Raw genomic sequence first — 24,610 nt, 5'->3', positions numbered from 1 at the left:
GAGCCGGAGGGACAGAGAGTTGAGCCTGGACGACCTGCGCAGCCCCGACCGCACCGGAACCGCCCAGCCGGCGAGTGGAGAGGCCCGCCGCGTGTCCGCCGCCGCGGAGCCGCCGGCGGTGCTGCGCGCGCACCGGCGGCGCGACACCCGCCCGGTCAGCCGGTTCCACAGCCGCTTCGTCTCGGCCCTGAAGTTCGCGCTTCCGGCCGCGGCGCTGGCGATGGTGGCGCTGCTTGCCGCCTGGCCGTCGCTGAACAGCCCGCCGACCCCGCGCATCTCCGCCGACGCCGGGCAGAGCGAGATGCTGAAGCCGCGCTATTTCAGCCTGGACGAGCACAACCAGCCCTTCTCGCTGGTGGCGGCCAAGGCCGACAAGTCGGCCGACCAGCCCGACATCGTGCTGCTGGACGACCCGCAGGCGGAGATGACCGAGAACACCGGCACCTGGGTGACCATGCGGTCCGACAAGGGCTGGTACAACCAGGTCACCGGCATCCTGCTGATGCGCGGCAACGTCCATGTCCTGCGCGACGACGGCAACGAGTTCACCACCAGCGAGGCCGAGGCCGACATCCGCAAGGGCAACGCCTGGGGCGACCAGGCGGTGGCCGGCCAGGGTCCGCAGGGCGAGATCAACGCCAAGGGCTTCCGCATGACGGACCGCGGCAAGAATGTCGTCTTCCTCAACCAGTCGAAGGCCGAGGTCCAGGCCGCCGAACGCCCCGGGAGCAAGAAGCCGTGACGTCCAAACGGTCGCCGTTCAGAACCGTTTTCTCCCTGCCGGCGGTCCCGGCCGCCGTGGCGCTGGCCGCCGGGCTGCTGCTCGCCGCTCCGGCCTTCGCCCAGGGCCTGCCCGGCATGGGCGGCAAGCAGCCGGTCGAGATCAACGCCGACCAGGCGATCGAATGGCACCAGGACGTCCGCGCCTATGTGGCGCGCGGCAACGCCTCGGCCAAGCGCAACGACTCGACCGTCTTCGCCGACGTGCTGACCGCCTATTACCGCGAGGTCCCCGGCAAGGGGAACGAGGTGTTCCAGCTGGTGGCCGACGGCAATGTCCGCATCGTCGGCCCGACCCAGCAGGTGTTCGGCGACCATGGCGTCTATGACGTCGACAAGCAGGTCGCCGTCGTCACCGGCAAGGACCTGAGGCTGGTCACCAACAAGGACGTGGTCACCGCCCGCGACAGCCTGGAATATTACGAGGCACGCGAGCTGACCGTGGCGCGCGGCGACGCGGTGGCGGTGCGCGGCACCGACCGGCTGCGCGCCGACGTCCTGATCGGCCGGCTGAAGAAGCTGCCGGACGGCACCACCCAGATGGAGCGGATCGACGGATCCGGCAACGTCGTCGTCACCACCCCCACCGATGTGGCGCTGTCGGACAAGCTGGTCTATTCGGTGGCCGACAATGTGGCGGTGCTGATCGGCAATGTCAGGATCACCCGCGGCGACAACCAGCTGAACGGCGAAGCCGCCGAGATGAACATGAACACCAAGATCAACCGCGTCATCGCCGGCCGCGACGCCGGCGGCCGGGTCAGCGGCCTGCTGATCCCCGGCGAAAAGACCGGCGACCAGCCCGGCGCCGCGGCAGGCAAGAAGCCGTGACCGTGCTGACCGCCAACGGACCCGGCGCCGCCCCCGCCCCTTCCGGTTCGCACGCCGCAGCATCCGCCCCGGTCGAAGGGCTGGTGGCGCAGCATCTCGGCAAGTCCTTCAAGAAGCGGCCGGTGGTGCGCGACGTCTCGATCAGCGTCCAGCGCGGCGAGGCGGTCGGGCTGCTCGGCCCGAACGGCGCCGGCAAGACCACCTGCTTCTACATGATCACCGGCCTGATCGCCGCCGATTCCGGCACGATCACGCTGGACGGGCAGGACATCACCGCGCTGCCGATGTACCGCCGCGCCCGGCTCGGCATCGGCTATCTGCCGCAGGAAGCCTCGATCTTCCGCGGCATGACGGTGGAGAACAACATCCGCTCCGTTCTGGAGGTGGTGGAGAGCGACCGCGACGCGCGCGAGGCGATGCTGGACGAGCTGCTGGCCGAATTCTCGGTCACGCACCTGCGCCGCTCCCCCGCCCTGGCGCTGTCGGGCGGCGAGCGGCGGCGCGTGGAGATCGCCCGCGCGCTGGCCGGACAGCCGCATTTCATCCTGCTGGACGAGCCGCTGGCCGGCATCGACCCCATCGCGGTGAACGACATCCGCGAGCTGGTCGGCCACCTGCGCGACCGCGGCATCGGCGTGCTGATCACCGACCACAACGTGCGCGAAACGCTCGACCTCGTCGATCGGGCATACATTTTGCACGATGGTGTGGTACTAATGGAGGGACGGCCGGACGAGATCGTGGCGCACGAGGGCGTGCGTCGGGTCTATCTCGGCGACCGGTTCAGTCTGTAGCCCTCCGTTTCCACTGGTCCCGGTTCCACAGCCATGGCGCTTGCTCAACGTCTCGATCTTCGACAAGCCCAGACCCTGGTGATGACGCCGCAGCTGCAGCAGGCGATCAAGCTGCTGCAGCTGTCGAACATCGAACTGTCGGACTTCGTCGACCGCGAGATCGAGCAGAACCCGCTGCTGGAGCGCGACAGCGGCCCCGGTGACGGCGGCAGCGACCCGGTGGGCGACGGGGCCGGCGGCGAGGCGCCCGGCGGACTGGACGGTCCCGGCGGCATGGAGGCGAACGGGCTCAGCGCCGACGGGCTGAACGGCCGCGACGACGGGCCGGCCCTGCCGATGAGCGACGGGCGCACCCGCGACACGGTGGAGATGACCTCCTCGGACACGCTGGCCTCCTCGTCGGAAGCGCCGCTCGACACCGATTTCGAGAATGTCTACGGCGACGACCGCTTTTCCGACGGGTCGGACGGCGGCAGCGAGGTCTACGGCTCCTACGGGGAGCGCGGCGGCCGCAGCGGTTTCGAGGATGACGACAGCAACCTTGAAGCGACGCTGACCAGCGAAAAGAACCTGCGCGACCACCTGACCGAGCAGCTGAAGATCGACCTGCCCGACCATGGCGACCAGCTGATCGGGCTGGCCCTGATCGACATGCTGGACGAGGCCGGCTGGCTGATCGGCTTCGACGCCCAGGCGCTGGCCGAGCAGCTGGGCTGCGGCGTGGACCGGGTGGAACGGGTGCTGGCCGCCTGCCAGCGCTTCGACCCGCCCGGCATCTTTGCCCGCTCGCTGAAGGAATGCCTCGCCATCCAGCTGCGCGAGAAGAACCGGCTGGACCCGGCCATGGCGGCGCTGCTCGACAATCTGGAGCTTCTGGCCGCCCGCAACCTGCCGGCCATCATGAAGGTCTGCGGCGTCGATGCCGAGGACGTCGCCGACATGGTCGCCGACATCCGCAAGCTGAACCCGAAGCCGGCGCTGGCCTTCGACCACACCCCGGCGCAGCTGGTCACCCCCGACATCCTGATGCGCGCCAATCCCGGCGGCGGCTGGCTGATCGACCTGAACCCGGACACGCTGCCGAGGGTGCTGGTCAACCACCGCTATTTCGCCCGCATCTCCGACAGCGCCAAGTCGAAGGCCGACAAGGAGTATCTCTCCGAACGGTTCCAGTCGGCGAACTGGCTGGTCAAGTCGCTGCACCAGCGCGCCACCACCATCCTGAAGGTGGCGAGCGAGATCATCCGCCAGCAGGACGCCTTCTTCATCCATGGCGTCTCGCACCTGCGGCCGCTGATCCTGCGCGACATCGCCGAGGCCATCGGCATGCATGAGAGCACCGTCAGCCGCGTCACCACCAACAAGTTCATGGCGACCCCGCGCGGCGTCTTCGAGCTGAAATACTTCTTCACCTCCGCCATCCAGGGTGCGGACGGCCAGGCCGCCCATTCCGCGGAAGCGGTTCGGCACCGCATCAAGACGATGATCGATGCCGAGAAGCCGGACGACGTGCTGTCGGACGACAAACTGGTGGAGATTCTCCGTGCCGAAGGGATCGACATTGCGCGAAGGACGGTCGCGAAGTATCGTGAAGCGATGAAAATACCGTCATCGGTGCAGCGACGCCGTGCCAAGATGTCACGCATGTAGGCAGGTTCGGCGGGGGAGGGCTCGATTGACAGTCTGGTGGCCCTTGCCTATCGTCCCGGCCCGCACGCGGTGGACCGCATCTCCACACGTCGTCTCTACACCGTCCCCAGCGGACCAATTTTTGGAAACGTTCCACCATGCAACTCACCGTCAAAGGCAAGCAGCTCGACGTGGGCGACGCTCTGCGCACCCATGTGGCCGATAGCCTGAACGCCGTCGTCGGCAAGTACTTCGACAAGCCGATCGAAGCGACCGTGATCCTGACCAAGGACGCGCACCTCTACAAGGCCGACATCCAGGCCCATGTGGGTCGCGGCATCATGCTGCAGAGCGCCGGTGACGCCACCGAGCCGTATCCGGCCTTCGACATCGCTTGCGACAAGCTGGCCAAGCGCCTGCGCCGCTACAAGCGCCGCCTGCGCGACCACCACGCCGCCGAGAACGGCGCCGCCATGCCCGCGAACTACCGCGTGCTGGAGGCCGACGCCGACGAGCAGCATGACGAGGTCGAGACGGTCGCCGACGGCGCCCACCAGCCGATGGTCGTGGCGGAGATGGAGACGAGCATCGCCACCCTGTCGGTCAGCGAGGCGGTGATGCGCCTGGAGCTGGCGCAGGCCCCCGCCCTGATGTTCCACAACGGTGCGCATGGCCGCCTGAACATGGTCTATCGCCGCGCCGACGGGAACATCGGCTGGGTCGATCCGGCGGAGAAGGCCGGCGCCTGACGGCGCCGACCCGTCCCACTGGTCTAGAAGCGTCATGCTCGACCTCATCTCTCCGCACGCCATCCTCCCGAACCTGAAGGCCGGCAACAAGAAGCAGGCCCTGCAGGAGATGGCGCGCAAAGCGTCCGAGCTGACCGGTCAGCACGAGCGGGCGATCTTCGACGTGCTTCTGGAGCGCGAAAGGCTGGGCACGACCGGCGTGGGCCATGGCATCGCCATCCCGCACGGCAAGCTGTCCAGCCTGGACCGCGTCCATGGCGTCTTCGCCCGCCTGGAGCGGCCCATCGATTTCGACGCGATCGATGAGCAGCCGGTCGATCTGATCTTCCTCCTCCTCGCCCCGGAACAGGCGGGAGCCGACCATCTGAAGGCTCTGGCCCGCGTCTCGCGCCTTCTGCGGGACCAGTCCATGTGCGAAAAGCTGCGCGGAGCCCAGTCCGGCGACGCGATGTACGCGCTCCTGACCCAGCACGAGCCGAGCCCGTCCAACTGACGGGTCGCCGGTGCGGGAACCAAGATGCCGAAGGGCCGCTGCACGGGCTGTGCGCGGCCCTTTTTCTTTAGGGCCGGATGCACCAAGTGGTGTGGGGCCGGATGGGCTGGTAGGATACCGGCAAGCCGACACGACCGACGGGGGCCAAGGCCATGGCGGGCATATCGCGCAAGCCGTGGATTACGCCGCAGGACTATCTCGCCGCCGAGCGGACGGCCGAGGTGCGTCATGAGTATGTCGATGGCGAGATCTTCGCCATGGTCGGGGCGAGCCGCCGGCATGCGACCATCGTCGGCAACCTGTTCGTCGCCCTGCGGCAGGCCGCCCGCGCCCGCGGATGCCAGGCTTACGCCAACGACGTGAAAGTCCGGGTCGAGGCGGCGAACGCCTTCTACTATCCCGACCTTGTCGCGACCTGCGCCGGTGGCGACGACGATCCCTATGTGGTCAAGGACCCGGTGCTGGTCGTGGAGGTGCTGTCCGACAGCACCGAGGCCATCGACCGGCGGGAGAAGCGGACCAACTACCAGAAAATCCCGTCCCTACGCGAAATCGTCCTGGTCTTGCAGACCGAGCGTCTGGTCGAGGTGTACCGCCGCGACGGCGGCGGCTGGACCGTCGATGTGCTGCGCGAGGGTCCGGTCATGCTGGCGTCGCTGGACCTGACCATTCCGCTGGAGGCGGTGTACGAGGACTGAGGGTGGTCAGGAATCGCCTCTTTGACACGTCTCAGTTTAGCAGCAACGCATGCCGCCTTATTTGCTGTCTCTATCGGCGAGGCGATACTTCGGGCGTGCAATTGACGCCAGCCAAACCCCAAACACGGCAAAAACAACCGATAAGGTTGTTTTTGCTTGTAGGCCTCCCATCTTCATGGCACGATTGAGGTATGTCGACGAAGCGTAAACCAACCTATGCTCTGGCTAGCTTTCAGGCAGTGGTTGCCCGAGAGATCAAATCGAAGGGCGACAATGGTGTGATTGCCGGCAGTGCAATCAAGGGCGCTCGCTCCATAGGCTTTGGTATTGCCCAAATGGGAAACGTTATCGCTTCCCTCACCACAAACCACTTCAATCACTCTGTGACCACTATCGGCAACAGTAAGGAGTGGCAGGACGTTTACTACTTCCCATATGAAGATAAGTTAACGATCTATATCAAGTTTCGCGCTGACGCTGTATGCGAGTTCCGCCTACTGTCGTTCAAGGAAAAGGACGAGGGATCATGACGATGACCAACACCGACAATGCAAAGCCAAACCCGCATTGCGACTGTGGTGGCGAAATGGTCCGAGATAGCCGCCCTATGGAGTTCAAATATCGCGACCAGTCAGTCATACTGGATCAACCCGCTTGGTACTGCACTTCGTGTGGTGATAGTCTGCTGTCTGTCTCAGACAGTCTTGCGACTGAGGCGGCGTTCATGGACTTTAAGGCCGTTGTCGATGGCTCGCTGCCCGCTGCCGAGGTGAAGCGAATCCGGAAAAAACTGCGACTGACGCAGGATGAGGCGGGCAGGAGGCTTGGTGGCGGACCTGCTGCTTTCAACAAATACGAAAAGCGTCGAGAAATCCCCTCGCGAGCCATGGCCAATCTGCTCAGGCTTTTGGATCGAGATCCGAGCCGGCTGAATGAAATCGCTCCCACCGACAAGTCGGCAGCGTAACGTTGGTGCCCAGCTGCGTGGCTGGCCGACACTATTTCAGAGGCAGTCGTTCGCGATAAGTGTACCATTGATATCAAGCGTGTTCGATGCCCAAGGACCGCTACTCAGAGTTGGCGGTCCTTGGTGTTTTCGGCTTATGGCTGATTCCAAAAGCTTACAAACTCTCACCCCCGCTCCGCCCAGCCCATGTAGTTCACGTCCAAATCGCGCGCGTTCAGCCGGAACTCGTCGCTCAGCGGGTTGTACGTGATGCCGGTCAGGTCGCGTACGCTCAGCCCGTACGTGCGTACGGCGGCGTTCAGTTCGGACGGGCGCAGGAACTGGCGCCAGTTGTGGGTGCCGCGGGGAAGCCAGCGCAGGATGTACTCCGCCCCGACGATGGCCAGCGCGAAGGACTTCGGCGTGCGGTTCAGCGTCGCCAGGAACAGGACGCCGCCCGGCGCCAGCAACTCGGACAGCGACTTCACGAACAGGCTCACGTCGGCGACATGCTCGATCACCTCCATCGCCAGCACCACGTCGAACGTCTCGCCACTGGCGGCCAGGGCCTCGGCGGTGGTGGCGCGGTAGTCGACGGTCGTGCTGGTCTCGGCGGCATGGGTGGCGGCGGTCTTGATGTTGTTTTCCGACGCATCGACGCCGACCACGGTGGCGCCCATCCGCGCGATCGGCTCGGCCAGCAGGCCGCCGCCACAGCCGATGTCGACCACGCGCAGGCCCGCCAGCGGGCTCGGCGCCAGCGGGTCGCGGCCCAGCCGCTTGCACACGCTGTCGCGGATATAGGTCAGGCGCAGCGGGTTCAGCCGGTGCAGCGGCTTGAACTTGCCGGTCGGGTCCCACCATTCGGCGGCGATGGCCGAGAAGCGGGCGACATCCTCCGGATCCACGGTTCCGCCCCCGATACCGCCGGCAGGAGCGGTTGCGGATGCATGCGGGAAGGCGGAGGAGGACGCGGTCATGGTGAAAATCCGTAAACTGTGAGGCGGGACGGACGCGGGCAACTTGCCTCGCTTCCACCGACGGAGTATGGATACGCCGCCCCGCGCCGGCAACGGTGGAGCGGGGGTGCGCTCAGCCGACCCGCATGATCCAGATGGCATGATCCAGATGGCATGACCGGGCGGCCAGACATGGTGTGAGGTATGGCGCGGATCGTCCTGAAGTTCGGAGGCACGTCGGTCGGCGACATCGACCGCATCAAGAACGTGGCCCGAAAGGTCGAGCAGGAAGTCAAGGCGGGACATCAGGTCGCCGTCGTCGTGTCGGCGATGTCCGGCGTGACCAACCAGCTCGTCAAATACTGCAACGACATCGACAAGCTGCACGATGCGCGCGAATATGACGCGGTCGTCGCCAGCGGCGAGCAGGTGACCTCCGGTCTCCTGGCCGTCGCCCTGCAGTCGCTCGGCATTCCCGCCCGTTCCTGGGCCGGCTGGCAGATTCCGATCCGCACCGACGATACGCACGGCAAGGCGCGCATCGTCTCCATCGACACCACCGAGATGGAGAAGTCCCTGCAGACCGGCGAAGTCGCCGTGGTCGCGGGCTTCCAGGGCGTGTCGAACGAGGGCCGCATCACCACGCTGGGCCGCGGCGGCTCCGACACCTCCGCGGTGGCGCTGGCGGCGGCGGTGAAGGCCGACCGTTGCGACATCTACACCGACGTGGACGGTGTCTACACCACCGACCCGCGCATCGTCGCAAAGGCGCGCAAGCTCGACAAGATCACCTACGAGGAAATGCTGGAAATGGCCTCGCAGGGGGCCAAGGTGCTTCAGACCCGCTCGGTCGAGATGGCGATGAACCACCGCGTGCGCGTGCAGGTGCTGTCCAGCTTCGAAGCGGCGGCGGGCAGCTCGCTTCCCGGAACCCTGGTTGTTGACGAGGACGAGATCGTGGAAAAGGAAGTTGTTAGCGGCATCGCCTACAGCCGCGACGAGGCGAAGGTCACTCTGGTGGGCGTCGCCGACCAGCCGGGCGTCGCCGCCGCCATCTTCGGTCCGCTGACCGACAACGCGGTCAACGTCGACATGATCGTCCAGAACGTGTCGGAAGACGGCAAGTCCACCGACATGACCTTCACCGTCGGCAAGGCCGATCTGGCCCGCGCCGTGAAGGTGCTGGAGGACGCGCAGTCCACCCTGAACTACAAGCGCATCGTGTCCGATGCCAACGTGGTGAAGGTGTCGGTCATCGGCGTCGGCATGCGCAGCCATGCCGGCGTCGCCCAGCGCATGTTCAAGGCGCTGGCCGACAAGGGCATCAACATCCAGGTCATCTCGACGTCGGAGATCAAGATTTCGGTCCTGATCGCCGAGGAGTATGCGGAGCTGGCGCTGCGCGCGCTGCACACCGCCTACGGCCTGGACGCCGCCTGAGCGCAGGTGGGGACCCGGGTGCCGGGGACCGCAACAGCAGGAAAGGGCCGGCCATGACCGACGCCATATCGCACGCGGCGGCAGGATCGGTCCGGCAACGGCCCAATCTGGCGCGTCTCGACCGGCTCTGGCAGCGGGGCCGGGACTTCCTCGGCACCCGCACCGCCGTGATGGGCGGTGCGATGAGCTGGGTGTCGGAACGGCATCTGGTCTCCGCCATCTCCAACGCCGGCGGCTTCGGCGTGCTGGCCTGCGGCTCCATGGCCCCGGACCAGCTGGCGGTGGAGATCGCCGCCACCCGGGCGCTGACCGACAATCCGTTCGGCGTCAACGTCATCAACATGCACCCGGCGCTGGACCAGCTGCTCGACGTCTGCCGCGAGCAGGGTGTGGGCCATGTGGTCGTCGCCGGCGGGCTGCCGTCCGGGGCCACCCTGCGCCGCATCAAGGACGGCGGGGCCAAGGCGATGGCCTTCGCCCCCACGCTGGTCGCCGGTCGGCGGCTGGTGAAGCATGGCGTCGACGCGCTGGTGATCGAGGGGACGGAGGCCGGCGGCCATATCGGCCCGGTCTCCACCACCGTGCTGGCCCAGGAAATCCTGCCCGACCTGCGCGAGGTGCCGGTGTTCGTCGCCGGCGGCATCGGCCGGGGCGAGGCCATCCTCTCCTACCTGGAGCTGGGGGCGGCCGGCGTTCAGGTCGGCACCCGCTTCGTCTGCGCCACCGAATGCGTGGCCCATCCCAATTTCAAGCAGGCCTTCATCCGGGCGTCCGCCCGCGATGCCCAGCCGTCGGTACAGATCGACCCGCGCTTTCCGGTGATCCCGGTGCGGGCGCTGGCGAACGAGGCGTCCAAGCGCTTCATGGAGTTCCAGCGCGAGGTCATCGCCAAGGTCGATGCCGGCGCCATGAGCCGCGACGAGGGCATGCTGGAGATCGAGCATTTCTGGGCCGGCGCCCTGCGCCGCGCGGTCATCGAGGGCGACGTGGAGACCGGATCCCTGATGGCCGGCCAGAGCGTCGGGCTTGTCACCCGCGAACAGCCGGTGGCCGATATCCTCGCCGAATTGATCGCCCAGGCCGAATCGGCGCTGGCACGGCGGGCGAGTGATGAGGCATCGTTGGTGGGATTGGGGGACATGGTGGCGGAGCCGCCCGTGGGAGCGCTGTAGCGACATGACCGACACCCTCGACACGGCAGCCGGCGATGGTGGTATGGGCGGCGGTATGGGAGGGGGCATGCATTCCCGCTTCGACGGCACCTCGTCGCGCCGGCTGCTCGCGCGTCTGCGCGACATCATGGCCGGGTCGGGGTCGGGTCAGGACCGGCTGGACAAGATCGTCACGCTGATCGCGGCCGAGATGAAGGCCGACGTCTGCTCCTGCTACATCATGCGGGCCGGCGAGGTGCTGGAGCTGTTCTCCACCGAGGGCCTGAACAAGACCGCCGTCCACAACACCCGCCTGCGGGTGGGCGAGGGTATCGTCGGCTACATCGCCGGCCACGCCCGCCCGGTCGCTCTGGACAACGCGCCCTCCCATCCCAGCTTCGCCTACCGCCCGGAAACGGGGGAGGATCCGTTCCAGTCGCTGGCCGGCGTGCCGATCCTGCGCGGCAGCAAGGTGCGCGGCGTGCTGGTGATCCAGCACAAGGATCGCCGCCGCTATGTCGAGGAGGAGGTGGAAACCCTCCAGACCATCGCCATGGTCGTCGCCGAGCTGGTGGCCCAGAGCGAGCTGGTCAACCCGGTGGAGGTCACCACCACCGGCGATCCCGTGCTGCTGCCCGCCCGCCTGTCCGGTACGGCGATGAGCGCCGGGCTGGCGATGGGGCTGGCCGTCATCCACCGGCCGCAGCTGACCGTCCGCCAGATGGTGGCGGAGGACGCCGACGTCGAGCTGGAGCGCTTCAACACCGCGCTGCAGACCATGCACAGCGCCATCGACGACCTGCTGGAAGCGGCGTCGCTGGCGGGCCTCAGCGAACCGCGCGACATCCTGGAGACCTACCGGATGTTCGCCGAGGACCGCGGCTGGCTGTCGCGCATCCGCGAGGCGATCCGCGTCGGCCTGACCGCCGAGGCCGCGGTGCAGCAGGTGCAGAACGACACCCGCGCCCGCATGAGCCACCTGACCGATCCCTACATCCGGGAACGGTTGATGGATTTCGAGGACCTGACCAACAGGTTGCTGCAACATCTGGCCGGCAAGACCAGCGGCACCGACGGCGCCACCCTGCCGGACGACATGATCCTGGTCGCCCGCTCCATGGGGCCGGCGGAGCTGCTGGATTACGACCGCACCCGCCTGCGCGGCCTGCTGCTGGAGGAAGGGTCGCCGGCCAGCCATGTCTGCATCGTCGCCCGCGCGCTGAACATCCCGGTGGTGCAGGCGGCCGATGCGCTGAACCGGATCGAGCCGCTGGATCAGCTGATCGTCGACGGCGACCATGGGCAGGTGTTCATCCGTCCCGCCGAAGACATCCAGATGGCCTTCGCCGAGGCGGTGGCGCTGCAGCACCGCAAGGAGCAGATGTATGCGGAGATCCGCAACCTGCCTTCGGTGACGCGCGACGGCGTGCCGATCTCCATCCAGCTGAACTGCGGCCTGCTGATCGACCTGCCGCACCTGACCGCCAGCGGCGCCGAGGGGGTCGGGCTCTACCGCACCGAGATTCCCTTCATGGTCCGGGCCTCCTATCCCGACGTGAAGGCGCAGACCGACCTCTATTCCCGCATCCTGGACGAGGTCGATCCGAAGCCGATCGTCTTCCGCACGCTGGATGTCGGCGGCGACAAGATGCTGCCCTACATGACCGGCGGCGAGGAGGAGAACCCGGCGCTGGGCTGGCGCGCGGTGCGCATCGGCCTGGACCACCCGTCGCTGCTGCGCCAGCAGTTGCGGGCGCTGCTGCTGGCCGCCGCCGGCCGGCCGCTGTCGGTGATGTTCCCGATGATCGCCGAAGTCGCGGAGTTCGACGGCGCCCGCCGCCTGCTGGACCTGGAGCTGAAGCGGCTGGACTCCCAGGGTATCGAGCGGCCCAGCGGCCTGCGCGTCGGCACCATGCTGGAGGTGCCGTCGCTGTTGTGGCAACTTCCTGCCCTGCTGCCCAAGCTGGACTTCCTGTCGGTCGGCTCCAACGACCTGACCCAGTATCTGTTCGCCGCCGACCGCGGCAACCCGCGCACCTCGACCCGCTACGACCCGCTGTCGCCGTCGATGCTGTGCGTGCTGCGCCGGCTGGTGGACGAGTGCGCCAAACACAAGGTGTCGCTGAGCATCTGCGGCGAGATGGCTGGCCGGCCGCTGGACGCCATGGCGCTGATCGGCGTCGGCTTCCGCACCCTGTCGATGTCGCCGCCGTCGGTCGGTCCGGTGAAGACCATGCTGCGCTCGCTGGATGTCGCGGCGCTGCGGCAGTACATGAGCGGGCTCTACACCGGCGCCGACCACAGCCTGCGCGACAAGCTGAAGACCTTCGCCAAGGATCACGGGGTGATGATCTGAGGGGGCAACCTCGCCCCCAGGCCACTCCCCAGGCCACTTGTCACGACCCGCACCCCCTGACCCGCGGTCATTGCGGTTGCGCCGCGGGAGCGGCTGTCGTACCCATTCCGCTTGTTGCATCCGCACGGATGCCCCGGTTGCGCATGACTTTCGGCGTGCGCGCAAGTTGCGAGCAGATGGCGAGCCCATGGCCAAGCGCAAGGTTTTCGACGATTTCGATCCGGCCCCGCCCGGCCCCTCCGTCTCCGAGACTCTGCGCTCCACGCGCATGGCGCACGGCTATGACCTGCGCGACGTCGCGGCGATGCTGCGCATCCGCTACCCGTATCTGCTGGCCATCGAGGAAGGGCGGTTCGACGAGCTGCCGGGCAGCACCTATGCCATCGGCTTCCTGCGCTCCTATGCCGAGTGCCTGGGGCTGGACCCGGACACCGTCGTCACCCGCTACAAGGACGAGGCGGCGGGCACCGTCCGCCGGCAGGAGCTGTACCTGCCGACCCCGGCGGCCGAAGGGCGCGCGTCGGGCGGGACGCTGCTGCTGGGCACGCTGGTGCTGGCCGGCATCGTCTATGGCGGCTGGTACTATCTGTCGGCGACCGACCGGACGGTGACCGATCTGGTGCCGACCCTGCCGGACCGGCTGGTCTCGCTGCTGGACGGCGTGCCGTCCAAGCCGGCAACCCCGGCGCCCGAGCAGGCTGGCACCGCGACGCAGCCGGGTGCGGAGCCGTCGGTTCCGGCACCGGTGATCGCCTCCGCCCCGACCACGCCCGCCCCGACCACGTCCACTCCGGCCACGTCCACCACGCCGCCGCCTGCCGCTGCTCCGGCGACTCCCGCCCCGGCGACCGGCGCCCCTGCTCCGGGTGCCGCGGTGAAGCCGCCGCAGGGGGCCGCCCCCGCTGCGCCGGCTCCGGCCGCTTTGACGGCTGCCGGCAAGCCGCCGGCCGTCGCGGCCGTTCCGCCCGCGGTTCTGCCGCCGGCCCAGTCGCCGCTGCCGTCCGCGAACCCGCCGTCCACCAACCAGGCGGCCGGGCAGACCCCGGGGCAGACCATCGTCAACGTTCCGGCCCCGCCGCCGGAGGATGACGAGGAGGCGTCCCCCCAGGACCCGACTCCGCTGAACGCCGCGGCCAACCCGCCGGCCGCCCCGGCCGCGCCGACGGCGACGGTGCCGGCCAACGGCAAGGTCTATGGCACGCTGAACACCAACGCGAAGCTGGTCCTGAAGGCGACCCAGGAAAGCTGGCTGCAGGTGCGCGACGGCAGCGAGATCGTCTTCACCCGCGTGCTGAAGCCGGGCGACACCTTCCGCGTTCCCGACAAGCCCAACGTGAAGATCCGCACCGGCAATGCCGGCGGTCTGGTGGTGATGGCCGACGGCGGCGAAAGCCCGCCGCTGGGCTCGGTCGGGCAGGTCCTGCGCGACGTCGCCATCGACAGCCACGGGGTGGTGCGGCGCTGAGCCCCGCCATCCCGCATCGCCCACTTAATTGCATGGCTTGAATACCCGATCTTGAATCCGGGGCGGCGGACCGCACTTCTGGCCTGACGCCGGCTGCGCTAGGATGCGGCTCCCGGCACCGCTTTCGCTGTCCAGAGGCTGACCTGAGATGACCGTCCGCGCCTACCGCCAGATCCTTCGCCGCAAATCGCGCCAGATTCGCGTCGGCAACGTGTTGGTCGGCGGCGATGCGCCGATTTCGGTCCAGACCATGACCAACACGCCCACCACCGACGTCAAGGCGACGGTGGAGCAGATCCAGGCGGCCGAGCGGGTGGGGGCGGACATCGTCCGCGTCTCCTGCCCCGACCGCGAGTCGGCGCTGGCACTGAAGGACATCGTGCGGCAGGTGAAGGTGCCGATCGTCGCCGACATCCATTTCCACTACAAGCGCGCCATCGAGGCGGCGGAGAGCGGTGCCGCCTGCCTGCGCATCAACCCCGGCAACATCGGCTCGGCCGAGCGGGTGCGCGAGGTGGTGAAGGCGGCCAAGGATCATGGCTGTTCGATGCGCATCGGCGTGAATGCCGGCTCGCTGGAGCAGGATCTGCTGGAGAAATACGGCGAGCCCTGCCCGGAGGCGATGGTCGAAAGCGCGCTGAACCACGCCAAGATCCTGGAAGACAACGATTTCCGCGAGTTCAAGATCTCGGTGAAGGCGTCCGACGCCTTCCTGGCCGTCGCCGCCTACCAGGGCTTGGCCGAGGCCTGCGACTATCCGCTGCATATCGGCATCACCGAGGCGGGCGGCCTGCGCGCCGGCACGGTGAAGTCGTCCATCGGGCTCGGCATGCTGCTGTGGTCAGGCATCGGCGACACCATGCGCGTCTCGCTGTCGGCCGATCCGGCGGAAGAGGTTCTGGTCGGCTACGACATCCTGAAGTCGCTGGGCCTGCGCCGCCGCGGCGTGACCGTCATCTCCTGCCCCAGCTGCGCCCGGCAGAACTTCAACGTCATCAAGACGGTGGAACTGCTGGAACAGAAGCTGGCCCACATCACCACGCCGCTGACCCTGTCGGTGATCGGCTGCGTCGTCAACGGCCCGGGCGAGGCGCGGGAGACCGACATCGGCCTGACCGGCGGCGGCAACAACACCCATCAGGTCTATCTGTCCGGCGTCACCGACCACCGGCTGAAGGACCAGGACATCGTCCAGCATCTGGTCGGGCTGGTCGAGAAGAAGGCGGCGGAGATCGAGGCGGCGAAGGCCGCCGCGGAAGCCGCAGAGGCTGCGGAGGCCGAGAGCAGGCAAGACGTGGCCCCCGCCGCGGAGTAAGCTGCCCGGAATTCGGGCAAGGGACAGCGACCCTCGGCGTGACCACCACCTCCTACCTCGTCATCGGTGCCAGCCACCGGACCTGTTCCGGCGCCGTCCGCGACCGCCTGTCCACCGACGAGGCGGAAGTGGCGGGCATGCTGGACCGGCTGCGCGCCGCGGGCGTGGGGCAGGCGCTTTGGCTCAGCACCTGCGACCGGGTGGAGGTGCAGGCGGTCCATGAGCGCCCCAACGAAGCGGCGCTGACGATCGCCGAGGCGATGGCCGACCGCGTCGGCCTGCCGACATCCGATCTGGCACCGCAGCTCTACACCCGCACCGGCATCGACGCGGTGCGCCACCTGTTCGCGGTGGCCTGCTCGCTCGACAGCCAGATCGTCGGCGAACCGCATATCCTGGGCCAGCTGAAGGCCGCTCACCGCAGCGCCGCGTCGGCCGGCATGACCGGGCCGGAGCTGGAGGCGGTTCTGCAGGCCGCCTATGCCGCCGCCAAGCGGGTGCGCAGCGAGACGCCCATCGCGGAGGGCGCCACCTCGCTGGCCGCCGCCGCCATCCAGGTGGCGCGCGACCTGCACGGCGACATCCGGCGCTGCGGCGCCCTGCTGCTGGGGCTGGGCGACATGGGCGCCCTGGTGCTGGAGGGGCTGCGCGAGGCCGGGCTGCCGCGGCTGACGGTGGCGGCGCCGGTGGACCGGCGGGCGGAAGCGGCGGCGCGGCGGCTGGACGGGCATTTCGCCCCCTGGGCCGATCTGGAGACGGCGATGACCGGCGCCGATATCCTGGTGGCCGCGGCCGGTCTTGGGCGCTATATCCTCACGGCTCCGATGATGGAGGCGGTGCTGAAGCGCCGCCGCCGCCGGCCGGTCTTCGTGGTCGATGCCGCCATTCCGGCCGACGTCGATCCGGCGGTGGCGCGCATGGACGGTGCCTTCGTCTATGATCTGGCCGATCTGGAGCGGGTGGCGCTGCAGGGCCGCGTCGGACGCGAGGCGGCGACCCAGGCGGCCTGGATGATCGTGGACGAGGCGGTTTCCGCCTTCGCCCGCGACCGGGCGGAACGCGCCGCGGTGCCCGCCGTGGCGGCGCTCCGCACCCATTTCGAGGCGGAGCGGCGGCGCCTGCTGGCCGGCCACGGTGACCTGGACGCGGCGTCGGCGACGCGGCTGCTGGTCAACCGGCTGCTGCACGCCCCGTCGGAGGCGCTGCGGGCGCTGGCCGCCGACGGCAGCGGCGAAGGGCTGGCCGAACGGGCCGCCGCCGAACGGCTGATGTTCCGGCTCTTCGGGCTGGACAGGGTGACGGGCGCGGCACTGGAAGAGAACGAACGGGATAAGGACGAGCGACGTGAGCCTGGACGAGAAGTTCGATAAGGTGATGGCCCGGTACGACGAGCTGCGCGACACGCTTGCGGCCGGCCTTGCCGAGTCCGGCGACTTCGCCCGGCTGTCCAAGGAATATGCCGACCTCACCCCCATCGCCGAAGCCATCGCGGAGCTGAAGAAGGGCCGCGCCGAGGCCGCCGATCTGGCGGAGATGATCGCAGCACCCGACGCCGATCCAGAGATGAAGGCGATGGCGGAGGAGGAGTTCCACCTCCTGACCAAGCGCATCCCCGATCTGGAGCGCAAGGTGCAGATCTCGCTGCTGCCGAAGGACGAGGCGGACGAGAAGAACGCCATCCTGGAGGTGCGCGCCGGCACCGGCGGCGACGAGGCCGCCCTGTTCGCCGCCGAGCTGTTCGAGATGTACCGCCGCTATGCCGGCCTGCATGGCTGGCGGTTCGAGGCGATGGACGTCAGCGAGACCGGCATCGGCGGCTACAAGGAGGCCACCGCCAACATCACCGGCCGCGGCGTGTTCGCCCGGCTGAAGTTCGAGTCCGGCGTCCACCGCGTCCAGCGCGTGCCGGCGACCGAGGCGCAGGGCCGCATCCACACCTCCGCCGCGACCGTCGCCGTGCTGCCCGAGGCGGAGGAGGTGGACATCCACATCGACGAGAAGGATCTTCGGATCGACGTCTTCCGCTCCTCCGGCCCCGGCGGCCAGTCGGTCAACACCACCGACAGCGCCGTGCGCATCACCCACCTGCCGACCGGTCTGGTGGTGAGCCAGCAGGACGAGAAGTCGCAGCACAAGAACAAGGCCAAGGCGCTGAAGGTGCTGCGCGCCCGCCTGTACGACCGCGAGCGTGCGGAAAAGGACGCCGCCCGCGCCGCCGACCGCAAGAACCAGGTCGGCAGCGGGGACCGGTCCGAACGGATCCGCACCTACAATTTCCCCCAGGGGCGGGTGACGGACCACCGCATCAACCTGACGCTCTACAAGATCGACAAGGTGATGGCCGGCGAAGCGCTGGACGAGCTGGTCGACGCGCTGGTGTCCGAGGACGAGGCCGCCCGGCTGGCGGAACTGGGGTGAAGGGCTTTGCCAAGCGACCCCTAATCCCCTCCCCCGCCCAGCTCTCGCACAAAGCTCCGCTTTGTGCTGACGCGGCAGGCGGACCAAAGGTCCGCCGAGAGCGGGGAGGGTTAGGGTGGGGGCAAGTGTCCGCACTCCTTGGCCCTCCCAAAGCCTCCAGCACGCTCGCCGCCACCCCCTCGGGATTGCGAAGAACATCGTTGTTCCAAAACCTCAACACCCGCCAGCCGCGCTCCATCAAAAACGCCGTGCGCGATTCGTCATAGCCGGAGTCGGCATGCTGCCCGCCATCGACCTCGACCGCGAGACAAACCTCCAGGCAGGCGAAATCAAGGATGTAGGGAGGGATAGGATGCTGACGCCGGAATCTCCAGCCGCCAAGCTGGCCGTTGCGCAGGTACCGCCACAGGCGCCGCTCGGCGTCGGTCGGCAGCATGCGCATGCCGCGGGCGCGGTGCTTGAGGACGGGGTCGCGCATGGGGGGAGTGCGTATGTGTGGGGAGTTTGCCCCCACCCTAACCCTCCCCCGCTGGGCGGGGAGGGGATGAGTTGTCACGGGGGAGGGGAGTGCATCCATGAACCTCCGCACCCTGCGCGCCCAGGCCGAAGCTCGCCTGCGCGAGTCCGGTGTCGATACGCCGGAACTCGACGCCCGCTACCTGCTGGAACATGCGCTGACCCTCACCCGCACCGACTTCGTTACGAAGGCGGAACAAACCATTCCCGACGCCGATGCCGCCCGCGCCCTGGCGCTGGTCGAGCGGCGCGCCGCGCGGGAGCCGGTGGGGCGCATCCTGGGGCACCGGGAGTTCTGGACCATCGACCTCGCCCTCAATCCCGACACGCTGGAGCCGCGGCCCGACACCGAGACGGTTGTGGAGGCGGTGCTGGCCGCGATCCCTGACCGAAAAGCCAATCTAAAACTTGTCGATTTCGGAACCGGAACAGGTTGCATCCTGCTGGCGCTGCTGTCGGAGCTGCCGAACGCCACCGGTCTCGGCGTCGATCTCAGCCCGCTGGCGGTCGAGGGGGCGGCCGGCAATGCCGAGCGCAACGGGCTGGCGGACCGCGCCCGCTTCCAGACCGGCGATTGGGCCAAGGGGATCGGGGATCGTTTCGACATCGTGGTGTCCAACCCGCCCTACATCCCCAGCGCCGACATTGCTGCGCTGGAGCCGGAGGTGCGGGAGCATGATCCGCTCCGCGCGCTGGATGGCGGGCCGGACGGGCTGGAGCCCTACCGCATCCTCGCCGCCGAACTGCCGCGCCTGCTGGTGCCCGGCGGGCTGGCCGCCTTCGAGGTCGGGCAGGGTCAGGCGGAGGACGTGGCGGCGCTGGTCGAGGCGCAGGGGTTGGGGGAGACCGCGATCCTGTGTGACCTCGGTGGGGTAAAGCGCTGCGTCAGGGCACGAAAGGGCCTGTAGGACGGGCGGTTATCCAAAAAAACGGTTGGATCGGCAGGCTTTGCCGGGTAGTGTGCGGTACACGACCGCGAACCTACGGCCTGCGGAGCAAGAAACTCGGATGGTTTTCTGCCGAGCGCTGACCGCCATGGCCCGCCGCACCCGATGCGGACGCGTCGTTTGAACCCCGTGAGCGACCCATGGAAATCGTCCATGGCGGGCTCGGTGGCCGGGCCGGAAGGCCGGATGGCCGCCGGAGCGTTCCGGGGACTGCGCTTCTCTTGCATGGGGCCTTAAGAGCCGAATGAGACAGGGACCGAACTCCAGGCGTTCGCGTGGTCGTGGCAACAGCGGCGGCGGGGGCAGCGGCGGTGGTGGTGGTGGCGGCGGCGGTGCCGGCCGGCGCCAGAATGTTCCGCTGCGTCACCAGACCTTCGACAGCAACGGCCCCGACGTCCGCATCCGCGGCAATGCGTGGCAGGTGCAGGAAAAGTACCAGGCGCTGGCTCGCGACGCGATGTCGTCCGGCGACCGCGTGCAGGCGGAAAACTACCTGCAGCATGCGGAGCATTACCTGCGCATCATCAACCAGATCCAGGAATCGGAAAACCGCCAGCGCGGCGGCCAGCCCGGCAACGGGCACAGCCATCAGCCGCAAGGGTCCTCCCAGGTTGGCGAGGATGACGACCAGCCGGCCGAGGACGAGACCGACGGCGAGGAACGGGCGGCCGTCAACGCCTGAGACTTGATGCTTATCCGGCCGGCGTGACCGGGTCGCCCACCGCGATCCGGCCGCCGCCGGTCACCCGGGCGCGCAGCAGGATCTGGCTGTGGCCGTAGCCGCGCTCCATGATGGTCGGCAGGCTGAGGTCGGCGATACCGCTGTCCGGGTTCACGTCGTTGCCGGGCGTGCAGTCCAGCGCCTCCACCACCTCCAGCGTCGCAGGCCCGACGGTCAGCGTCCGGCCGATCCAGCCGCGCTCCGCCCAGGGATCGACGCCGTCCAGCAGCAGGTTGGCGCGCAGGCGGCGCGGATCGACCGGCTGCTTGGCGATCCGCTCTTCCAGGTCGCGCAGGCTGGCGAGGTTCAGCAGGGTGACCGACGGCTCCTCGCTGTTGCCGAAGGCGCCGTGCTGCGCCTCGATCAGGCGGGGCATGCCGGGGACGATGCCGGCCAGATAGGCGGCGAAGAACTGTTCCAGCAGCGTCCGGCCCATCGGCTGGTCCAGCCGGCCGCGCGACACCTGCCGGCCGCCGCGCCGGATCAGCAGCGCCCGCGTCTCCTCGTCGAATTCGGTCTGCAGCGCCGCCAGCTTTTCCGTGCGGTCCAGCGTGAAGAAGTCGGACGGCAGGCGCCAGCCCTCCGTCTCGGTATCCAGCGCGGCCGGGCCGTGCAGCAGACCGTAACGGCGGTCGAGCGGGATCGCCTGTCCGGCGGTCAGGTCGGTGGCGGTCAGGTCCTGGCCGCTCATGCCCTTGACGGGATAGCGGCGGATGGCGGTCAGTGTGGCGTTCATTGCACTGCACAATGAAAGGGCCGGAGCGTCCCTGTCAACCGATGCGGTGCCTGTTTCTCACCTTGCGGCTGGGGGATAGGCGGCCGGGGATCATCCGGACCGCCCGCTCCACCCCCATCATCTGGTGCCGCTACCAGCGTTCGGCGACGGGCTGGTGCCCCAGAAATTCCTGCAGCCGCCGCCCGGTGGCCGGCGACAGCTCCGCCGGAAGCCGATCGATCGGGAAGAAACGCGCCTCCACGATCTCCATCCCGTCCGCCTTGGGCTGGCCGCTCCATCCGCGCACGACGAAGACCGCCACATGGTCGCTCGCCCCGTTGCGGAAGCGGGCATAGATGCCGAAAGGCTGAGCGGGACGGTCGGCGATCAGACCGACCTCCTCCCGCACCTCCCGCCGCATGGCGTCGGACAGCGTTTCCCCCCGCCCGACGCCGCCGCCGGGGAAATGCCAGCCGCCGACATAGCTGTGGCGGATCAGCAGCACGCGCGGGCAGGCCGGGTCCGACTCGTCGAGGATGATCGCCCGCACCCCCATGGTCAGCGGCCGCGCCACCCGGTGCCAGATGCCGCGCAGGCTCCAGGCGAGGCGCAGCAGCCGCGCCGTGATGGTCCGCGGCGTGGTCTGGCCCTCGGGCGCTGTTGCGGGCTTCAGGTCGGTGGCGGTGCGCGTGGCGGGGCGCGTGGCAGGGGGCGTGGTGGAGCTGGCCAGATCGGTCATGATGGGAATCCGGGGCGGGGAAACCGGCGGAAGGCGGGCTGGCGGCAGTCTAGCCGGGGCGGGCGGGCGCCGTGTAGGGGGGCAATCGGCGGGTCGCGCGCTACCCCTTTTCCCGGTCCTACGCGGTCCGGGGGACGGCCGGACGGCAGGATTTCTCCTGCGATAACCTTTCTACGCCGATGGTCTTGCATGACCTCCGGCCCTGCCTACATCTCCGGCAGCATCCTTGCGGATCGCACAATTGCGTGGATCGTGTTGGCCGGGCTGCCTCGCGGACGGTCGACGGGAGATAAGGGGAGCATCATGGATTTCGAGCAATACACCGAGCGCAGCCGCGGATTCATCCAGTCGGCGCAGACCCTGGCCGTGCGCCGCGGGCATCAGCGCCTGACTCCGGAACATCTGCTGAAGACCCTGCTGGACGACAAGGAGGGCCTCGCCGCCAACCTGATCCGTGCGGCGGGCGGCGACCCCAGGGCGGCCCTGTCGGCGGTCGACGCCGAGCTGGACAAGCTGCCGAAGGTCGAGGGCAGCGGCGCCGGTCAGCTCTACCTGACGCCCGAACTCTCCCGCGTCTTCGAACAGGCAGAGAAGGTCGCCGAGAAGGCCGGCGACAGCTTCGTCACCGCCGAACGCATCCTGCTGGCGCTGGCCATGGCCGACGGCACCCCGTCGGCGCGTGCGCTGAAGTCCGCCAGCGTGTCGCCGCAGGCGCTGAACACCGCCATCAACGACATCCGCAAGGGCCGCACCGCCGACAGCGCCAGCGCCGAGCAGGGCTATGACGCGCTGAAGAAGTATGCGCGCGACCTGACCGCCGCGGCGCGCGACGGCAAGCTCGACCCCGTGATCGGCCGCGACGAGGAAATCCGCCGCACCATCCAGGTCCTGGCGCGGCGCACCAAGAACAACCCCGTCCTGATCGGCGAGCCCGGCGTCGGCAAGACCGCCATCGTCGAAGGGCTGGCCCAGCGCATCGTCAAGGGCGACGTGCCGGAAGGGCTGAAGAACAAGCAGCTGCTGTCGCTCGACCTCGGCGCGCTGGTGGCCGGCGCCAAGTATCGCGGCGAGTTCGAGGAGCGGCTGAAGGCCGTCCTGTCGGAAATCCAGGCGGCGGCCGGCGAGATCGTCGTCTTCATCGACGAACTGCACACGCTGGTCGGCGCCGGCAAGTCGGACGGCGCGATGGACGCCTCCAACATGCTGAAACCCGCGCTGGCGCGCGGCGAGCTGCACTGCGTCGGCGCCACCACGCTGGACGAGTTCCGCAAGTATATCGAGAAGGACGCGGCGCTGGCCCGGCGCTTCCAGCCGGTCTTCGTGTCGGAGCCGACGGTGGAGGACACCATCTCCATCCTGCGCGGCCTGAAGGAGCGCTATGAGGTGCACCACGGCGTGCGCATCACCGACAGTGCCATCGTGTCGGCGGCGACCCTGTCCAACCGCTACATCACCGACCGCTTCCTGCCCGACAAGGCCATCGACCTGATCGACGAGGCGGCGAGCCGCCTGCGCATGGCGGTGGACAGCAAGCCGGAGGCCATCGACGAACTGGACCGCCGCATCATCCAGCTGAAGATCGAGCGCGAGGCGCTGAAGCGCGAGCAGGACTCCGCCTCGCGCGACCGTCTGGTCAACCTGGAGCGCGAGCTGTCCGACCTGGAGCAGGAGTCGGCCGAGCTGACCGCCAAGTGGCAGGCTGAGAAGGACCAGCTGCAGGGCGCGCAGAAGATCAAGGAGGACCTGGAGAAGGCCCGCACCGAACTGGAGACGGCGCAGCGCGACGGCAATTGGGGCCGCGCGGGTGAGCTGGCCTACGGCGTCATTCCGGGCCTGGAAAAGGCCCTGAAGGAGGCCGAGGAGCATGCCAGCAGCCGCATGCTGAACGAGGAGGTGCGCGACGGCGACATCGCCGCGGTGGTCAGCCGCTGGACCGGCGTGCCGGTCGACAAGATGCTGGCCGGTGAGCGCGAGAAGCTGCTGGCGATGGAGGACAAGCTGCGCGGCCGGGTGATCGGCCAGGACGAGGCCATCGTCGCCGTGTCCAACGCGGTGCGCCGGGCGCGGGCCGGCTTGCAGGACCCGAACCGTCCCATCGGCTCCTTCCTGTTCCTGGGACCGACCGGCGTCGGCAAGACCGAGCTGACCAAGGCGCTGGCCGAATTCCTGTTCGACGACGAGACGGCGATGGTCCGGCTCGACATGTCGGAATACATGGAGAAGCATTCCGTCGCCCGCATGATCGGCGCGCCTCCGGGCTATGTCGGCTATGAGGAGGGCGGGGCGCTGACCGAGGCGGTGCGCCGCCGGCCCTATCAGGTCGTGCTATTCGACGAGGTGGAGAAGGCCCACCCCGACGTCTTCAACGTGCTGCTGCAGGTGCTGGACGACGGCCGCCTGACCGACGGGCAGGGCCGCACGGTCGATTTCCGCAACGTCGTCATCATCATGACCTCCAACCTCGGCTCGCAGGCGCTGGCCGAGCAGCCGGAGGGCCAGGACAGCGGTGCGGTGCGCGAGGAGGTGATGGAAGCCGTCCGGGCGCATTTCCGGCCGGAGTTCCTGAACCGCCTGGACGAGATCCTGCTGTTCCACCGGCTCGACCGCCGGCATATGGGCGGCATCGTCAAGATCCAGCTCGGCCGCCTGACCAAGATGCTCGCCGACCGCGAGATCACGCTGACGGTGGACGAGGCCGCGACCGAATGGCTGGCCGAGGCCGGCTATGATCCGGTGTACGGCGCCCGTCCGCTGAAGCGGGTGATCCAGCGCGAGTTGCAGAACCCGCTGGCGACCCTGATCCTGGAAGGCCGGATCAAGGACGGGCAGACCGTGGCGGTCGGGGCCGAAGGCGGATCGCTGACCATCGACGGCCAGCCGGTCAGCGGGCTGGTTCGCAAAGGGTGAGCGGTCGACATTGAAATCCCCTCTCCCGCCCCGGGAGAGGG

The 24,610-nt window shown here is 68.5% G+C and carries 23 protein-coding genes; 19 read left to right on the top strand and 4 right to left on the bottom strand.

Features of this window, described 5'->3' with window-relative positions:
• The first annotated feature begins 19 nt into the window (after positions 1 to 19).
• The 9 genes from lptC (at position 20) to AB8P05_RS08335 (ending at position 6,941) form a co-directional block, all read left to right on the top strand.
• Entirely contained in the window at positions 20 to 742 is a 723-nt protein-coding gene (lptC, locus tag AB8P05_RS08375) for an LPS export ABC transporter periplasmic protein LptC (protein WP_472757614.1), read from the top strand.
• Positions 739 to 1,611 (top strand): LptA/OstA family protein, encoded by an 873-nt coding sequence (locus tag AB8P05_RS08370; protein ID WP_472757613.1) that lies wholly within the window; start codon positions 739 to 741, stop codon positions 1,609 to 1,611. The genes lptC and AB8P05_RS08370 overlap by 4 nt, the downstream gene beginning before the upstream one ends.
• Entirely contained in the window at positions 1,608 to 2,405 is a 798-nt protein-coding gene (gene lptB, locus AB8P05_RS08365; protein WP_455172784.1) for an LPS export ABC transporter ATP-binding protein, read from the top strand. Before AB8P05_RS08370 ends, lptB begins: the two co-directional genes overlap by 4 nt.
• Positions 2,406 to 2,438: 33 nt before the next feature.
• Positions 2,439 to 4,055: an RNA polymerase factor sigma-54 gene (rpoN, locus tag AB8P05_RS08360; protein WP_472757612.1), complete on the top strand. Its 1,617-nt coding sequence runs from the start codon at positions 2,439 to 2,441 to the stop codon at positions 4,053 to 4,055.
• Between the two features lie 137 nt (positions 4,056 to 4,192).
• Positions 4,193 to 4,783, top strand: coding sequence for a ribosome hibernation-promoting factor, HPF/YfiA family (gene hpf, locus AB8P05_RS08355; protein WP_455172782.1), 591 nt, complete (start codon positions 4,193 to 4,195; stop codon positions 4,781 to 4,783).
• 34 nt (positions 4,784 to 4,817) lie between these two features.
• A complete protein-coding gene (gene ptsN, locus AB8P05_RS08350; RefSeq protein ID WP_455172781.1) occupies positions 4,818 to 5,276 on the top strand; it encodes a PTS IIA-like nitrogen regulatory protein PtsN in 459 nt (152 codons plus the stop codon).
• Between the two features lie 152 nt (positions 5,277 to 5,428).
• Positions 5,429 to 5,974 (top strand): Uma2 family endonuclease, encoded by a 546-nt coding sequence (locus AB8P05_RS08345; RefSeq protein ID WP_472757611.1) that lies wholly within the window; start codon positions 5,429 to 5,431, stop codon positions 5,972 to 5,974.
• Between the two features lie 191 nt (positions 5,975 to 6,165).
• Positions 6,166 to 6,504: a type II toxin-antitoxin system MqsR family toxin gene (locus AB8P05_RS08340; protein ID WP_472757610.1), complete on the top strand. Its 339-nt coding sequence runs from the start codon at positions 6,166 to 6,168 to the stop codon at positions 6,502 to 6,504.
• Positions 6,501 to 6,941: a type II toxin-antitoxin system MqsA family antitoxin gene (locus AB8P05_RS08335; protein WP_472757609.1), complete on the top strand. Its 441-nt coding sequence runs from the start codon at positions 6,501 to 6,503 to the stop codon at positions 6,939 to 6,941. Before AB8P05_RS08340 ends, AB8P05_RS08335 begins: the two co-directional genes overlap by 4 nt.
• Before the next feature lie 164 nt (positions 6,942 to 7,105).
• On the opposite strand, the gene ubiG is transcribed toward AB8P05_RS08335, so the two are convergent.
• A complete protein-coding gene (gene ubiG, locus AB8P05_RS08330) occupies positions 7,106 to 7,900 on the bottom strand; it encodes a bifunctional 2-polyprenyl-6-hydroxyphenol methylase/3-demethylubiquinol 3-O-methyltransferase UbiG (RefSeq protein WP_472757608.1) in 795 nt (264 codons plus the stop codon).
• A 183-nt stretch (positions 7,901 to 8,083) separates the two neighbouring features.
• On the opposite strand from ubiG, the gene AB8P05_RS08325 reads away from it, so the two are divergent.
• The 7 genes from AB8P05_RS08325 (at position 8,084) to prfA (ending at position 18,024) form a co-directional block, all read left to right on the top strand.
• Complete coding sequence (locus tag AB8P05_RS08325; protein WP_472757607.1) at positions 8,084 to 9,319, top strand: aspartate kinase; 1,236 nt, start codon at positions 8,084 to 8,086, stop codon at positions 9,317 to 9,319.
• A 53-nt stretch (positions 9,320 to 9,372) separates the two neighbouring features.
• A complete protein-coding gene (locus tag AB8P05_RS08320; protein WP_472757606.1) occupies positions 9,373 to 10,491 on the top strand; it encodes an NAD(P)H-dependent flavin oxidoreductase in 1,119 nt (372 codons plus the stop codon).
• 55 nt (positions 10,492 to 10,546) lie between these two features.
• The gene (ptsP, locus tag AB8P05_RS08315; protein ID WP_472759322.1) at positions 10,547 to 12,826 is read left to right on the top strand and encodes a phosphoenolpyruvate--protein phosphotransferase; all 2,280 of its coding nucleotides are present in this window, start codon (positions 10,547 to 10,549) and stop codon (positions 12,824 to 12,826) included.
• 187 nt (positions 12,827 to 13,013) lie between these two features.
• Complete coding sequence (locus tag AB8P05_RS08310) at positions 13,014 to 14,291, top strand: helix-turn-helix domain-containing protein (RefSeq protein ID WP_472757605.1); 1,278 nt, start codon at positions 13,014 to 13,016, stop codon at positions 14,289 to 14,291.
• Between the two features lie 148 nt (positions 14,292 to 14,439).
• Positions 14,440 to 15,606, top strand: a complete 1,167-nt coding sequence (gene ispG, locus AB8P05_RS08305; RefSeq protein ID WP_455172775.1) for a flavodoxin-dependent (E)-4-hydroxy-3-methylbut-2-enyl-diphosphate synthase — start codon at positions 14,440 to 14,442, stop codon at positions 15,604 to 15,606.
• A 38-nt stretch (positions 15,607 to 15,644) separates the two neighbouring features.
• On the top strand, positions 15,645 to 16,976 hold the full coding sequence (hemA, locus tag AB8P05_RS08300) for a glutamyl-tRNA reductase (RefSeq protein WP_455172774.1): 1,332 nt from the start codon (positions 15,645 to 15,647) through the stop codon (positions 16,974 to 16,976).
• Positions 16,951 to 18,024 carry a peptide chain release factor 1 gene (prfA, locus tag AB8P05_RS08295; protein ID WP_472757604.1) on the top strand — a complete coding sequence of 358 codons (1,074 nt, stop codon included), beginning with the start codon at positions 16,951 to 16,953 and terminating at the stop codon, positions 18,022 to 18,024. Before hemA ends, prfA begins: the two co-directional genes overlap by 26 nt.
• On the opposite strand, the gene AB8P05_RS08290 is transcribed toward prfA, so the two are convergent.
• Positions 17,912 to 18,502: an endonuclease domain-containing protein gene (locus tag AB8P05_RS08290; RefSeq protein WP_472757603.1), complete on the bottom strand. Its 591-nt coding sequence runs from the start codon at positions 18,500 to 18,502 to the stop codon at positions 17,912 to 17,914. The genes prfA and AB8P05_RS08290 overlap by 113 nt on opposite strands.
• Before the next feature lie 97 nt (positions 18,503 to 18,599).
• Between AB8P05_RS08290 and prmC the strand changes: the two genes are divergently transcribed.
• Both prmC and AB8P05_RS08280 read left to right on the top strand, forming a co-directional pair.
• On the top strand, positions 18,600 to 19,448 hold the full coding sequence (gene prmC, locus AB8P05_RS08285; protein WP_472757602.1) for a peptide chain release factor N(5)-glutamine methyltransferase: 849 nt from the start codon (positions 18,600 to 18,602) through the stop codon (positions 19,446 to 19,448).
• Positions 19,449 to 19,731: 283 nt separating this feature from the next.
• Entirely contained in the window at positions 19,732 to 20,169 is a 438-nt protein-coding gene (locus AB8P05_RS08280; protein WP_472757601.1) for a DUF4167 domain-containing protein, read from the top strand.
• Positions 20,170 to 20,179: 10 nt separating this feature from the next.
• On the opposite strand, the gene AB8P05_RS08275 is transcribed toward AB8P05_RS08280, so the two are convergent.
• Positions 20,180 to 20,944 (bottom strand): MOSC domain-containing protein, encoded by a 765-nt coding sequence (locus AB8P05_RS08275; RefSeq protein WP_472757600.1) that lies wholly within the window; start codon positions 20,942 to 20,944, stop codon positions 20,180 to 20,182.
• Between the two features lie 130 nt (positions 20,945 to 21,074).
• Positions 21,075 to 21,662, bottom strand: coding sequence for an NUDIX domain-containing protein (locus AB8P05_RS08270; protein ID WP_472757599.1), 588 nt, complete (start codon positions 21,660 to 21,662; stop codon positions 21,075 to 21,077).
• Positions 21,663 to 21,965: 303 nt separating this feature from the next.
• Here AB8P05_RS08270 and clpB point away from each other — a divergent pair, with 303 nt between their 5' ends.
• Positions 21,966 to 24,569: an ATP-dependent chaperone ClpB gene (gene clpB / locus AB8P05_RS08265; protein ID WP_472757598.1), complete on the top strand. Its 2,604-nt coding sequence runs from the start codon at positions 21,966 to 21,968 to the stop codon at positions 24,567 to 24,569.
• The last annotated feature ends 41 nt before the right edge of the window (positions 24,570 to 24,610 follow it).

The organism is Azospirillum sp. VT-I1 (genome assembly GCF_055698305.1).
The sequence above is the reverse complement of the archived record's forward strand: the minus strand, read 5'-3'. Positions and strand labels throughout refer to the sequence as shown.